Origin of the sequence: Limnobacter alexandrii (assembly GCF_005871185.1) — a bacterium.
Taxonomy (GTDB): domain Bacteria; phylum Pseudomonadota; class Gammaproteobacteria; order Burkholderiales; family Burkholderiaceae_B; genus Limnobacter; species Limnobacter alexandrii.
In genome coordinates this window covers 63,702-77,756 of record NZ_SWKN01000013.1, presented here as the reverse complement: position 1 = coordinate 77,756, position 14,055 = coordinate 63,702, and the positions used below count along the sequence as shown (strand labels likewise).

15 protein-coding genes are annotated in these 14,055 nt (G+C 49.4%); 11 read left to right on the top strand and 4 right to left on the bottom strand.

Annotated features, from left to right (window positions below):
• The first annotated feature begins 103 nt into the window (after positions 1–103).
• The gene (locus FCS97_RS16035) at positions 104–1,003 is read left to right on the top strand and encodes an alpha/beta hydrolase (RefSeq protein ID WP_138519446.1); all 900 of its coding nucleotides are present in this window, start codon (positions 104–106) and stop codon (positions 1,001–1,003) included.
• A gap of 53 nt (positions 1,004–1,056) precedes the next feature.
• The gene (locus FCS97_RS16030) at positions 1,057–2,280 is read left to right on the top strand and encodes an MBL fold metallo-hydrolase (RefSeq protein ID WP_171035348.1); all 1,224 of its coding nucleotides are present in this window, start codon (positions 1,057–1,059) and stop codon (positions 2,278–2,280) included.
• On the opposite strand, the gene FCS97_RS16025 is transcribed toward FCS97_RS16030, so the two are convergent.
• Genes FCS97_RS16025 through FCS97_RS16015 form a run of 3 tightly spaced genes read right to left on the bottom strand, consistent with a single transcriptional unit; the run spans position 2,281 to position 4,242 of the window.
• The gene (locus FCS97_RS16025) at positions 2,281–3,120 is read right to left on the bottom strand and encodes an Lnb N-terminal periplasmic domain-containing protein (RefSeq protein WP_246066405.1); all 840 of its coding nucleotides are present in this window, start codon (positions 3,118–3,120) and stop codon (positions 2,281–2,283) included.
• 22 nt (positions 3,121–3,142) lie between these two features.
• Positions 3,143–3,472 (bottom strand): YnfA family protein, encoded by a 330-nt coding sequence (locus FCS97_RS16020; protein WP_138519444.1) that lies wholly within the window; start codon positions 3,470–3,472, stop codon positions 3,143–3,145.
• A complete protein-coding gene (locus tag FCS97_RS16015) occupies positions 3,469–4,242 on the bottom strand; it encodes an MmyB family transcriptional regulator (RefSeq protein WP_138519443.1) in 774 nt (257 codons plus the stop codon). The genes FCS97_RS16020 and FCS97_RS16015 overlap by 4 nt, the downstream gene beginning before the upstream one ends.
• A gap of 122 nt (positions 4,243–4,364) precedes the next feature.
• Here FCS97_RS16015 and FCS97_RS16010 point away from each other — a divergent pair, with 122 nt between their 5' ends.
• From FCS97_RS16010 to FCS97_RS15985, 6 genes are all read left to right on the top strand, one after another.
• Positions 4,365–4,820 (top strand): hypothetical protein, encoded by a 456-nt coding sequence (locus tag FCS97_RS16010; RefSeq protein WP_138519442.1) that lies wholly within the window; start codon positions 4,365–4,367, stop codon positions 4,818–4,820.
• A 96-nt stretch (positions 4,821–4,916) separates the two neighbouring features.
• Complete coding sequence (locus tag FCS97_RS16005; protein WP_138519441.1) at positions 4,917–5,492, top strand: nucleotidyltransferase domain-containing protein; 576 nt, start codon at positions 4,917–4,919, stop codon at positions 5,490–5,492.
• Positions 5,476–5,916, top strand: coding sequence for a hypothetical protein (locus tag FCS97_RS16000; RefSeq protein ID WP_138519440.1), 441 nt, complete (start codon positions 5,476–5,478; stop codon positions 5,914–5,916). Before FCS97_RS16005 ends, FCS97_RS16000 begins: the two co-directional genes overlap by 17 nt.
• 65 nt (positions 5,917–5,981) lie before the next feature.
• The gene (locus FCS97_RS16735) at positions 5,982–6,875 is read left to right on the top strand and encodes a PAAR domain-containing protein (protein WP_246066404.1); all 894 of its coding nucleotides are present in this window, start codon (positions 5,982–5,984) and stop codon (positions 6,873–6,875) included.
• A complete protein-coding gene (locus tag FCS97_RS15990) occupies positions 6,826–7,401 on the top strand; it encodes a hypothetical protein (protein WP_138519439.1) in 576 nt (191 codons plus the stop codon). The genes FCS97_RS16735 and FCS97_RS15990 overlap by 50 nt, the downstream gene beginning before the upstream one ends.
• Before the next feature lie 94 nt (positions 7,402–7,495).
• Entirely contained in the window at positions 7,496–9,118 is a 1,623-nt protein-coding gene (locus FCS97_RS15985; RefSeq protein ID WP_138519466.1) for an NAD(P)/FAD-dependent oxidoreductase, read from the top strand.
• Here the strand turns inward: FCS97_RS15985 and FCS97_RS15980 are convergent.
• Positions 9,115–9,417: a helix-turn-helix domain-containing protein gene (locus FCS97_RS15980; protein ID WP_138519438.1), complete on the bottom strand. Its 303-nt coding sequence runs from the start codon at positions 9,415–9,417 to the stop codon at positions 9,115–9,117. The two genes, FCS97_RS15985 and FCS97_RS15980, sit on opposite strands and share 4 nt — an antisense overlap.
• Positions 9,418–9,606: 189 nt before the next feature.
• On the opposite strand from FCS97_RS15980, the gene FCS97_RS15975 reads away from it, so the two are divergent.
• The 3 genes from FCS97_RS15975 to FCS97_RS15965 all read left to right on the top strand — a co-directional run bounded on the left by FCS97_RS15975 (position 9,607) and on the right by FCS97_RS15965 (position 14,048).
• Complete coding sequence (locus FCS97_RS15975) at positions 9,607–11,985, top strand: DNA/RNA helicase domain-containing protein (RefSeq protein ID WP_138519437.1); 2,379 nt, start codon at positions 9,607–9,609, stop codon at positions 11,983–11,985.
• A gap of 165 nt (positions 11,986–12,150) precedes the next feature.
• Complete coding sequence (locus FCS97_RS15970) at positions 12,151–12,942, top strand: hypothetical protein (protein ID WP_138519436.1); 792 nt, start codon at positions 12,151–12,153, stop codon at positions 12,940–12,942.
• Positions 12,939–14,048, top strand: a complete 1,110-nt coding sequence (locus FCS97_RS15965) for an ATP-binding protein (protein ID WP_138519435.1) — start codon at positions 12,939–12,941, stop codon at positions 14,046–14,048. The genes FCS97_RS15970 and FCS97_RS15965 overlap by 4 nt, the downstream gene beginning before the upstream one ends.
• Positions 14,049–14,055 lie beyond the last annotated feature (7 nt).

Below are 14,055 nucleotides of genomic sequence, written 5' to 3'. Positions count from 1 at the left end.
TCTGGATTTGTCCGAATTTATCAAGTGCATTGAAAACTCAAGGTAAACTGCACAGCACTGGCAGTGCTATAAATACCCAATCCCACCTTCGAAGAGGAACACCATGCCGTCGATACAAGCCAAAGTCATGAACAAAATTGCAAGCCTTGCCCTGAAAAGTTACCGGGGAAATGGTGCCGGTTTTGTGCGCAGGTTCCGTATGGTGACGGCCGCATCCAATTTGCTGGCACCCGTGCCCAAAGGCCTGAAACACATCAAGGGCGCACTGGGCGGCGTGCCGGGCGAATGGCTGATTCCGGTGAACCCAAAAGGTGCGATGCTCTACATCCACGGTGGCGGCTTTGTGGCTGGCCACCCCCCCATGTACCGCCCTTTCTGCGGCGCCTTGGCCAATGCGCTTGGATTTCGAGTGTTCATGGTGGACTACCGCCTTGCACCGGAAAACCCATTTCCTGCGCCACTGGACGACTGTATTGCAGCCTTTGAAGCGCTGGTGGCCGACACACCGGCAGGCGAACCCATTTTTGTGGCGGGCGATTCCGCTGGCGGCAATCTCGGCTTGGCTGTGCTGCAGCATGCGTTGAAGAAGAAATTGCCCGCACACGGCGGACTACTGATTTCGCCTGCCACCGACATGCGCCGCCTGTCCCCCTCCATTGAAGGCAACGACAAAACCGACAGCATGTTGTCTGCCCACATGATCGAGCATGCTGCCAACTTGTACATGTGTGGCCATGACCCGGCAGATGAACGTGCATCGCCCTTGCTGGGCAAATTGAAAGGACTGCCACCATTGATGGTGACCGCCAGTGAAGACGAATGCCTGCTGGACGATTCAGTGCTGTTGCGCGACGCGGTGGACAAAGTGGGCGGACAAATCACCCTGCTGACTCGCCCCGGCATGCCGCACATTTGGCCCACCATGAACATCGCCCTGCCAGAAGCCAAAGAGGATCTGGCCAAAATCATTCGCTTTTTCTCACCCTTGGTAAAGGGCATCTAAAACAGCGTTGTTGGTAGTACAAGGTGTTGGAGACACATTCAACACCCACAACAATGACACCTTTTATTTCCCGCGCAGGCCTTGCGGCCTGTGCCCTGTTCTGTGCACCACTTTTGTCTGCCTGCCTGGGCGGCGATTCTGACGCAGGCACTGCCAGCACTGCGAGAACCAGCCCCAGCGAAACCCGACCCAATGTGTTTGAAGCAAGTAACTTCAAACCCTTGCCCGCGGCCCGAGCCCCCAGTGCTGAACTGCAAGCCACACGAGAACGCATACTGGGCGCAAACGCCATGGACCCAGAGCAAGTGAAATTTTGGTGGGTGGGTGTATCCAGCTTTATTGTCAGCATGCAAGGCCATTTGTTTTTGATGGATGCCTGGGAAATTGTGGGTGTGCATGCCAACTATCTACCCATTGGCAGAGAGGAACTGGCCGCCATTCAGCCTGAAGCCATATTCATTGGCCATGGGCACTTTGACCACGCGGCCGATGCGGGCTATGTGGCAGGCTTAAGCAATGCCCTGTTGGTAGCAGGCAGCAATGTGTGCGACATTGCCCGCGAACGCGCCGCCAGTGAAGGCATACTCAACACCTTTCCTTGCCTGAACCTGGGCGACCAAACCAACCCCGGCGCTGGCAGCACACGCGCCATTCAAATTTGGGAAGACGTGGCCCCGGTGCATGTGGTGCAACACACCCATTCAGCCGCAGAACCTGCGGACTTACTCAGCGGTGGCATGCCCTTGGTCTACATTCCCGATGTACTCACCTACCCCACTTACCTGAACACCAGCCTGGCCGAGGCACTTCGGTTTGTGGGCACCTTGCGTGACGACGGTGGGGTGGGCCAACCTGCAGGCGGCACCTGGGCTTACCACTTCCGCGCAGGCGACTTCGCCTGGTTTTGGCACAACTCCACTGGCGTGATGAAAGCAGGCAATGCGGAAAGTGAAGCCGTGGCGAATGCATTAACCCGGTTGCCTGAGTGTGTGGATGTGCAACTGAACGCCATTGTTGGTTTTGGACTGGTCACCAGTGCCTATCGCGATGCCTTGGCTTATGTTGCTTTGACCAAACCCAAGGTGGCCTTGCCCAACCACCACGACGCCTGGACACCCGGCATTGGTGGCGGCGCTTCAGCCTATGAAACCAGTTGGCTTGATGCAGTTGCCAAACTGCCCAGCCCACCTGAAGTGGACTACCTGCGCGACCCGGTGGACTACATGAAACCCCGCAGCTACAACATCAACGACCCGCGTTGGGCCGGGGGTTGCTGATTAATTGGACTGCTCGCCGTGCTGCATTCCTGGCACGCCACGGCGAATCACTTCCGAGAAATTTTCATCAGACCGCATGGCTTTGGCACGCGGCACAATGTAGCCTTTTTCCTGAAGCTCGGCATAACTGAAACCTTCAACCAAGCCACCCTGCGCATGCGCATATTCTGCAAAATAACCGCTGAGCAACAGGCGATAGTCCAGCGGCAGATCGGGTACAATCCGCTTGGCAATGTCAAACACCACCGTGGTGCAGTTGCTGGTCAGTGTGTTGTAAAACTCAGGGGTCTTTTCCAGTTTGTTCGCTTGCTCAACATAGGCCAAAAACAGGGTTTTCAGTTGCTCGGGCGGAATGGCCAGCCTGTAAATGTAAACATCTTCACCGCGTGCATTGCTGCGGGTTTTTATAATGTCGACCTCATCGGCCGCCACCAAAATGGCCTCGTACTGCCGGAAAAAACCTTTCCAGGCGGAGAACGCCTCGCCGACCTCTTTCCGGATTTCAAGCGAGAAGGTGAGATAACGTCCATCGGCGAAACCGAATGAAACCAGGGTGTGCGCAATCGCAGGACCCATCCAGTACGACAACACCAAATCGGCTGTTTGCAACTGGCTTAAATCGTATTCCCGTGTTTCCCACCGTGGTGTGTAATCGGTTTCGGTGCGCCACTCAAAGTTGCGCACATTCTTCAGCACAACCTTGTCGCCATTCACATCGGCCTGCAGCACGTGTGCAACATCGTCAGCCCACTGCCGATTGTGGCTGGGCGTTTGCGAAAACCACCAAATCGCAAACGCAGCCAAGGCCACGAGAACGGGCAGCAGAAAAAATCGAATCATAAGACACTCATCGCCCATTTGTTTACGCAATATTACGTGGACCAGCCACAATAATCGCCATGCCCAGCAATGTGACTGCACCGCCAGCCAGGTCCCAGGCCGTTGGCTTCACACCATCAACGGCCCAAAGCCACACAAGTGCCATGGCCACATACACACCGCCATATGCGGCATAAATTCTGCCCGACGCCGTGGGGTGCAAGGTGAGCAACCAGGCAAACAAGGCGAGGCTGATGGCGGCAGGCAGCAGCAACCACACTGGCTTGTTTTCTTTCAAGACCAGGTATGGCAAATAACAACCCAATATTTCAAAGAATGCAGTCACTGCAAACAGCAGAAATGTTTTGATCATGAAAAAGCCTTGCGGGTGACATCGTCTGCCGGGAACAAATGCTCAATTCTTAACGATGCAGCGGTGATGTCCAAGGGTGCCCCGAAGCTGGTAAATGTCGAGATGAATCGCAGCTCGCCCGCCGTGCTTCTAAACCGCGTCACCAAAGTGGGGTTATTGAAACTTTGGGGCTGCTTTGAATCGAACATGGATTGCGGAATGTGTTGCAGCATGGCTTGAAGGGAAGGCACATGCAATGCCTCACGTTGCGCCCTGCGAAGCACATCGCCCAATACCTCTGCGGGGTTTAGCAATCGCGTGGCCAAGCCACCGGGTGCAGTCAGCGCCAGTAACACGTTGGGGGTAGCCTGCAATGCGGCCATGTCAAACTCAAGCAATTGCAACAACCGCACAAAGCTGGGGTTGAACTTCACCAAATTCCATTCACTGTCCAACACCATGGCCGGCGCCGCGTGTTGGGCGGTCAGCATTAGGTCGATCACTTCGTTGATCGTATGCATGTCGCGGTGATCGATCGGCCTGTTGCCAAACACCGGTGCATAACCGGCAGCCACCAATGCCTCATTGCGCTCACTCAGTGGCGCATCCAAACCTTCAAGCAAGGCCAGCAGCATGTCTTTGCTGGCGCGGGCTTTGCCAGTTTCAATGCAGCTTAAATGCCGCTGGGACACACCCACGCGCAAAGCCAAGTCGAGTTGGCTGACCTTCTGCCTTGAACGCAAATCGCGAAGGCAAATTCCGGCATGTTTGGTAGGGGCGTGTGCGTGCATGTGCCAATACTGCCACGGAAAATTACTGGAATCTATGACCTGGCAGGTTATTGATGCAATGACCCGTCCTGCCGACACTGGCGTTGAACCTGATCACTTTCAACCACGCAAGGAGACTCGACATGCAAACCACCACTGTGCAACACGCACCAACAAGCACCCCAACCTTCTGGATTAAATGGCTCACCTACACCACCGAGTTCACCGTGCTGTTTGGCCTGTTCATGGTGCTTGCGCCCGGGCTGACTCAACAGGCTTTTGGATTGCTGATATTCCAGAACACCGAACAGTTTGCAGCTTTCGATCCACAAGCCACTGCGTATATTGAACTGGCCCATGCGGTGATGGGCTCAGTGCTGGTGGGTTGGGGCGCGCTGATGTTCATGCTGGTGCGCAGGCTTTCAGCCAAAGACGCCAAGGAAACATGCAAGCTGATTGCGATGTCCGTGTTGGCTTGGTATGTGCCCGACACCGCATTCTCTCTGTACAGCGGCTTTTGGCAAAACGCCGTTTTGAACACCAGCTTTGTGGTGTTGTATGCAGTGCCTTTGCTGGCGTTACGCAAACATCACAAGTAAGGGGCTAAATCCACAAATCATGGATTTAACGCCATGGTTTGTGGATTATTAAAACAATCCATATAATGTGGATATTAATCCCTAATATATGGATATATGAGTTCGATCGACTTCATGTTTACGCCCACAGTGCAGAGAGTGCTCCGAGCCACACTGCTGAACCCGGAACGTAAATATTCTTTGGGTGCTCTGCTAGACATTGCGAATACAGGGCGCGGAAGCACACAAAAACAAATCGAACGTTTATTGGCGGCAGGGATTCTGAAGGAGAACAGAGAATACGGACGCCTTCGGCAAATCTACGCGAACAAAGATCACTTCCTCTATTCCGAATTGACCTCGATTGCCAAAAAAACGTTTGGCATTACAGAACCGATTCGCGACACACTAGCTCCTTTTGCTGAATCAATTGATCAGGCATTTGTATTCGGCTCTATTGCAATGGAAAAAGACTCTGGGCTGAGTGATATAGACCTGATGATTATTGGCAAGGTAGGTATTTTGGATGTAGCTGAATCGATGCATACACTTGAAGGAACGCTCGGCAGAGCGATCAATTTCACCATTTATAAACACAGCGAATGGAAGAAATTGATTCAAGAAGACCCCATCTGCCGTCAGATCGACAAAGCTCCAAAATTAATGGTGTTGCCTGATGCAAAGACCGGCTGAATATCAAAACCTGATCAAAACCAACGCTTTCGAGGAGGTGTTACCCACAGAAGGAGCGATAAAAGGTTTTCTGGTCAATGCAAACAACTATTTGGAAGCATGCACGTTATTGCCAGAAGATAAAACCCTGCAAATATTCACCATGGCTTACGAAGGATACTTCCAAATCGTACAAGCCATTCTTGAATTTCATGAAGTTCGCACCAAGGATGCTGGCCGTAATTTGGCCATTCTTCGCGTATCAAGCGATTTACAACTGACACCGGCAGAAATGCCATTTGTGATCCGTGCACATGAACGCCGAAATAACACGGCGTATCGTTCACCCTTCCCGCCTGTTTCGACTTCAGAAGCTCAAACCATGGTGAGTATTCTTGAAAAATATTTACCAATCGCAATCAATCTCACTCAAATCAAAATGTAATCAAGTGACGGAACCACCGCCACGGATTAATTACTCAAGGAGCTACACCACTTACTTTTGATCGCATGTCCTCAAGGCCTCTTATACAGGGTCGCGCACAAATCCTGATCGGCGACACCACAAGCCACGGTGGCGTGGTGATCTCGGGCAGCCCCACCACCACGGTTGAAGGCCGACCAATCGCCAGAGTTGGCGACATGGTCACCTGCCCTTTGTGCAAACCCCATGTATTCCCGATTGTCGAGGGACTCAGCACATTCACCGACAACTACATGGCGGTGGCCCTGCACGGTCACAAAATTGCGTGTGGTGCCACCTTGATAGCGTCAGCCACTAAGCCAGAAACTCCAAACACTCCCGCGCCAGGTTCAACAAGTAGCCCATTCGAAAAGGAGCTTGGACAAGACCTCAATGAACTAATAGGCAAATCGCCCACGCTGAGCAAAGACCTGGCAACACTCAGCAAAGAAAAATGGATTATTAAGTTTGGGGAGACTGACGGGGGGTCTTCGGCGAACCGCGATAAAAAATTAATCACCCTCGACCCCACCTTGAAGAGTGATAAAAAAAACCTTGTCAAGGTTCTATCTCATGAAGTGGGGCATGCACGTCACCCCTTCGAACCCGACTACAGTAGCAAAGCGACTTATTTAAATGATGCCCTGGACGACGAAGGCGCCGCCGTCATGAAGAACATCAAAGTGCAGCGGGAAATTCTCAAATCTAGCAAAATTGACATCGGCATCGCTGGTCAACCGGTGAATACTCCGATCTACGAGAGGGCTTACGATCAATCACTTAAAGACGGTGACTATAAGTCAGCAATTAGAAAAATCGGAGATATATTCCGCAAGGGAGAATACACATCGACCACAAAGGAAACGTATGAAGACATGCATGGAAAATGGTATGACAACCAATATGTACCATGGTGTAAAAAATATTGCGAAACTAAATGAGCGAGTGCTTAAAACACTCATCTTGCTCATGGCACTGCTCGCAACTGCATGCCAATCTTCCTCCTATGCATCAAAGGACAACACCATGATTCAACTCAACCTCTCAGTCTGGCAATTAATCGAGGACATACAAACTACCCCATTGTCATTGTCGGGCATTGAAGAAATACTCAACCAAACACTTGTGGAACAAACCCAGCAATCGAATAATTATTTCAAGTTCTATTCTGGTCAACCCGTGTTGCTTGCTGGTAACTCTAAGATTTGGAAAATTGACCTTAGATTGCCTCAACCATCTCACGATGCCACTGGGTTATTGGTGTTAGATATAGACGGAGAATGCATCACAGTTGAACAGGTCAACAAAGTATTTCCCAACCTAAACATAACTGGTATGCCACGTGGCAACTCGCTTCTGGAAGCAACCACCTTCACTGATGTAACCACTTGGGGAAAAATCAGTTTTGGTTTTCAAGAAAAGAGACCTGACTGCCTTGGATATTTGGTGTTTGAGCCAAATCACTAAAGCTTAGAATCGAAATCAAATAAGTGCACTTTGGCGGGCAAAAGCATAAAATACGGCCTTGATCCGAAAAACAGATCCACAAGGTACACCCGCCATGATCCGCCTGTCCGAGCTGAAGCTTCCACTCGACCATCCTGAACACGCTCTTTCCGAGCTAATTCAAAGCACGCTCAAGATTAAGCCCAAAGACGTTAAAAGCTTTAGCATATACAAGCGCAGCTACGACGCGCGCAAACAAAAACTGCTGCTTGTCTACATCGTGGATGTGGAACTGGAAAGTGCGGGCCTGGAAGCACAGTTGCTGGCAAAGTTCACGACCAATTCACACATTCGCCCTGCGCCCGACATGGCTTACCATTTGGTCGCCAAAGTGAAAGAGGCTCCCGAGGTTCGCCCGGTTGTGATCGGTTTTGGCCCCTGCGGTATTTTCGCTGCCATGATGCTGGCACAAATGGGCTTCAAACCCATTGTGATTGAGCGTGGCAAACCTGTGCGCGAACGCACCAAAGACACTTGGGGCCTGTGGCGCAAACGTATATTGCACACCGAATCAAACGTGCAGTTTGGCGAAGGCGGAGCAGGCACATTTTCAGACGGCAAACTGTACAGCCAAATCAAAGACCCGCGCTTTCTGGGCCGCAAGGTAATGACGGAGTTTGTAAAGGCTGGTGCACCCGAAGAAATTTTACTGGTCAGCAAACCGCACATTGGCACCTTCCGTTTGGTGAAAGTTGTTGAGAGCATGCGCGAGCAAATTATTGCGATGGGTGGCGAAATTCGCTTTCAGCAACGTGTTTGCGACTTCCACATCGAAGACGGCCATATTCGCGGCCTGACCATTGAGAACCTGAAAGACGGCGGCACTTACGAATTGCGCGCAGACCATGTGGTGCTGGCGCTGGGCCACAGTTCCCGTGACACCTTTGCCAAGCTGCACGAACGCGGCGTGTACATGGAAGCCAAGCCATTTTCAGTGGGCTTTCGAATTGAGCACCCGCAAGGCTTGATCGACCGCGCCCGCCTGGGCCAACATGCAGGCCACCCGCTGCTCGGCGCAGCCGATTACAAACTGGTGCACCATGCAGCCAATGGCCGTTCGGTGTACAGCTTTTGCATGTGCCCCGGCGGCACGGTGGTAGCCGCCACCTCAGAGGAAAACCGCGTGGTCACCAACGGCATGAGCCAGTACTCCCGCAACGAACGCAATGCCAATGCGGGCATTGTGGTGGGCATTAGCCCGGCCGACTACCCCGGCGGCCCGCTGGCGGGCATTGCATTTCAACGCAAGCTTGAATCGAATGCATTTATCTTGGGAGGCAGTAACTACGAAGCACCTGGCCAGTTGGTAGGCGACTTCATTGCGGGCAAAGCATCCGTGGCGCTGGGCAGCGTAGAACCATCGTACAAGCCTGGTGTGAAAATGACTGACCTAGCTGATGCATTGCCCGAGTACGCAATCACTGCGATGCGTGAAGCCTTGCCGGCATTTGGAAAAAAGATCAAAGGCTTCGACATGCATGACGCGGTGTTGACCGGTGTTGAAACCCGCACCTCATCGCCCTTGCGTATTACGCGTGGTGATGATTTCCAAAGCTTGAATGTAAAAGGCCTGTACCCCGCCGGTGAAGGGGCCAGCTACGCCGGTGGAATTTTGTCTGCAGGTGTGGATGGCATTGAAGTGGCCGAGGCAGTGGCGAAAAGTTTGGTGGAAGGTTAGGCAACTACGGCTTGTGGATCATCCTCAAAAGTGATCACCATTTTTTTTCCGATAGCTGCTGTCGATTTAACAAGCGTTGCCAAAGTGATTGATGTATTTTCAGGATCAAGAAGTCGGTCCAACTGACTTCGGCTTGTTCCGATTTTCCGCGCCATTTCAGTTTTTGGTATCGACCTGGAAATCATTTCTTGCTCAATCATGCAAGCAATCACTTTCTTGATAGCCAAAGCTTCCGCTTCTTCGAAAATACCTTCTTCTTTCAAGAAGTCTTCAAAATTTGAGCCCACGTGTTTGTTCATTTTGAATTCCTTAGTAGCAAGGTATACTCACTTAATTGTACCATTTTTGGTACGTAGATCAATCTTTTCCTGCCTCTGTTACGAACCACTACCCCACCCATTTGTAGCCCCCAATCACCCCACCTCAAATAGTTCATTAAACGAAGTTTTCCTGATACATTCAAAGCACAAGAACAAACCACACCCGCGATGATCGTTTACACCGCCAGCAAATCGAAATTCCTCGACGACGTGTTGGTCGATCAAATTCACGAAGTCATTCACCGTGAATTTCAGCGCAAGCTATTCCGCAGAGCAGGCGACTCCGAAGTTAATTCCTGGCGCAACTCGATGAAAGAAATGCGCCAAGTGTTGAACGATCCCGGAATTCCCGGCGACTCGCTGGTTTCAATCGAATACAACATTCCGCTAACGGGCAAACGCATCGACTTTATTTTGACTGGCCGCAACGCCCTGCTTGAAGAATGCGCCGTCATCATTGAATTGAAGCAGTGGAGTGATGTACAAGCCACCAAGCAAGACGCCGTAGTCAACACCTGGCTAGGCAAAGGCAATATCAATACGCCCCACCCTTCTTACCAAGCATGGACCTATGCCGCACTCATCGAAGATTATTCCGAGGTGGTGCAAAACGAACAAGTGCGACTAAGCGCTTGCGCCTATTTGCATAATCTCAACGATGCACAAGTAATCAACGACCCATTTTACAAAGCACACACCGACCGTGCGCCTGTCTTCATCTCAAAAGACGCGCGCAAACTTTCCGAGTTTTTAAAAAAGCATGTGAAGTACGGCGATCAAAACGATTTGATGTACCGCATTGAGCACGGAAAAATTCGCCCTTCCAAAAACCTCGCAGACAGCTTAGCCAATATGCTGCTGGGCAACCGCGAGTTTTTGATGATCGACGACCAAAAGCTGGTGTATGAAATGGCATTGGACATGGCCCATGCACGCGATGATTCAAAAAAACGCGTGTTGATTGTGGAGGGTGGCCCCGGAACAGGAAAGTCGGTGGTAGCCATTAACTTGCTGAGTGAATTTACGCAACGTGGCAACGTATGCCAATACGTATCGAAAAACGCAGCACCCCGCGCCGTGTTTGAAGCCAAGCTGACCGGCACATTCAAAAAAACACGCATCGCGAATTTGTTCCGGGGGTCGGGCGGGTATGTAGACAACCAAGCCAATCAGTTTGATGTGTTACTGGTGGATGAAGCTCACCGCTTGAATGAAAAAAGCGGGCTATACGGCAATTTGGGCGAGAACCAAATTAAGGAACTGATCCACGCCAGCAAGCTGTGCATTTTCTTCGTGGACGAAGATCAGCGCGTTACCTTCAAAGACATTGGTAGCAAAGCTGAAATTCGCAAATGGGCGAAGGCCTTGGGCACCGAGGTAATTGAACAAGAACTACGTTCGCAATTTCGCTGCAATGGAAGCGACGGTTACATTGCCTGGCTCAATCACCACCTACAAATAAAACCCACAGCCAACCTGAATATGGACGGACTGGATTTTGATTTCAAAGTATTCGATTCACCCACCGCCCTGCATAACGCCATACGCCAGAAAAACGAAGTGAACAACAAAGCCCGCGTGGTAGCTGGCTATTGCTGGGACTGGAAAAGCAAAAAGAACCCCAAAGCCTTCGACATTGAATTTCCTGAATACGGCTACAAAGCCCAATGGAACCTGGACGACGATGGCAGCACCTGGATAATCAAGCCCAACAGCGTGGAACAAGTGGGCTGCATACACACCTGCCAAGGGCTAGAGCTGGACTATGTGGGTGTCATTGTTGGCCCCGATTTTGTAGTGCGTAATGGCGAAGTGATCACCGACGCATTCAAGCGCAGCAACATGGACCAAAGCATCAAAGGGTTTAAAGGGGGACTGAAAACAGACCGAGCCAATAATTTGGCCTTGGCCGACGCAGTGATCAAGAATACCTACAAAACCCTGATGACCCGCGGCATGAAAGGGTGTTACGTTTACTTTGCCGATGAAGAAGCACGAAAACATTTCCAAACACTGCTAGATGGTTTTGAACACGTGGAGGCTGCACCCATGTTGAACAAATACGAAGGGCTGGACTTACCCATTGTGCAAGCAGGCCAGGAAGCCGCCAACAGCGTACCCATTTTCGATTTGAAATTTGCTGCTGGGCAATTTAGCGAATACCAACAGGCCGACACGTTTGACCATGTTGTGCTGCCCACCCACCTGCGCGCCAGCGAGGGTTATTTCGTGGCGCGCGTGGAAGGCGATTCAATGAACAAGCGCATACCACCCGGCACATGGTGCCTGTTTCACTTCAACCCTCAGGGGACACGCAACGGGAAAATTGTGGTGGTACAACACCGCCGTATTTCAGACCCTGAACTGGGTGGGCAATACACCATAAAACGCTACAAAAGTGAAAAGCATTATGGTGAAGATGGTGTGGTTAACAGTGTTGTTGTGTTGAAACCGGAATCGACAAATGACCAACACGAAGCGATTGTACTGAGTGCTGAGGATGCAGAAGAAATGGTTGTGGTGGCGGAGTTCTTGACGGTGGCGTGAGGGGTAAAAAACAATATAACAATAAAATATAATTTTGAGCATTTTAATTATCAGCCAATCACCCTTTAAAATACTTAATCAAATAATTATATTTATATATAATTTTTAAAAACCCATCCATCAAAAATTACAAATAAAATAGTGCCCACCAAAAAAGGATCAATTTTGGATTACGAAATTATCAATTTTTTTAACGAACAGAGCTGGCTAGCAAATCTCTTACAAATTGGTGGCGGAGTTTCAGCTATTTTATTTAGTATATCTAAAATCTATCGATATTTGAAAAATTATCAGCTAACAAATCGAATAAACAAAGTAAGTGATTGGGTACAGGAGCGCATGAAAGAACCCGAGTCAGCGAAAGATTTACGCATTGCAATACTTGATGACCACCCCGAGGACTACCCCCTGGAGTCACTGAGAAAGCTGGGATATATAATAAATAGCTTAAAAAACATTTCACTGGCTGAAATTCCCTCGCTTTTCAATTTTCAGTGTTTATTTCTCGATATAAATGGGGTTCTTGATGAGGATTCAAAACGAGGTGGTCTTGAAATTTTAAAACGCCTAAAAACAGCAGAAGGCCCATATTTAGTTGCTGTATCTTCTAGAGGTTTCGATATCACGATGAGCGAGTTTTTCATGCTTGCGGATCAGCGTCTAAAAAAACCAATTCCACCCGCGGATTTTGAAGGCATTATTGAAATGGCATTTAATTCTAGTTTCAGCTTACACCGTGCAGCTGAGCGTATTGATCAACTGATTGGCTTTGGAAATCCTGAATTATCCTCAATAAAAAAGAAGATACTTAAAAAAATAAGATGCTACTTAGAAACCGGCAAAGGAATGATCGAACTAGAAAATAGTATTTCACAAATACTTCCAATTGGACACTCAAAGGATCCACTCATGAAAGACTTGCGACTTATTCACACCAAGATTGGAAAAATAAGATGATTATTGATCTACTTAAGTCAGGTGGACTAGAGACTCCTTGGCCAGTACTTTTACCAGATGGTACAGAAATTCAAAGCAGACTTGGGTTTAATTCAATATGTTCCAATAAATGTACAAAGCGCTCATGTCATCAGGAGCGAAGCTCATTAATCGGAACAAGATGCCATATGGGTTTGACAGTGTATGAGGCACGTTTTGATGATGGATTTCTCCGTATATTTGGCGTTATAGGACCACAACACCGCGACAATCTTCCCCGACATGTAGACTACAAAACTGCATGCAAAGGGCGCTCGGTTACTGCACAGGATTTCGCGACTTGGATCTCTAAATTGAAAGAGTTGAATAACGCCATCACACAAGCTCAAAACAAGAAAATGACAGAGGCATTAGAACCATTACATGATGCCATGCGTCTCGCACGTGATGTTGGTCAACTGGCGGATCAACTTTTAAATGAATCTCTTCCACCTGATACAAGTGATAAGTTTAACACCGCTTCAGCTACCCACCGCGCATTGATAAAAACATCGAATCTACTAGTCGATACTTTCGATTTGTTGGAAATTTACCTTAATCCAAACGCTGCTGCATTCGGTCAGACTAGACCAGTCGAGATATATAAATTACTTGATAAACTTGCAAAAATTGCTAGTCTCGCGAGAGCACAAGAACGTCGACCGTCAGTTAATATAACGGGAAATACACGGCGCACTTACGATGTTTTTGAGAGCTTTAAACTCATTCCTTTTGTACTGATTGATAACGCTCAAAAGTACTCCAGAAATGGGGGGCATGTTACGGTTCAAATTTCAGAGTCAGGTACTTCCCTCGAGGTTAGCGTAGTATCCGAAGGCGCATTTTTGTCTTCAGAAGAACGGAGCCAAATATTCGACAGAGGATATCGAGGTACTGCGGCAAAGAAATGCCATCCTGGAGGCATGGGCCTGGGGTTATATATCGCAAAAACAGTTGCACATGCGCACGGGTTTCGAATCAAAGTTGAATCAATTCCGACAGGTTTTGAAATCGGCGGAATTCCCCAAGCAAAAAATCATTTCAGCTTTTGCATAAAAAACGTAGTACAAGCAAGTTTCCGCAAATAACAATAAT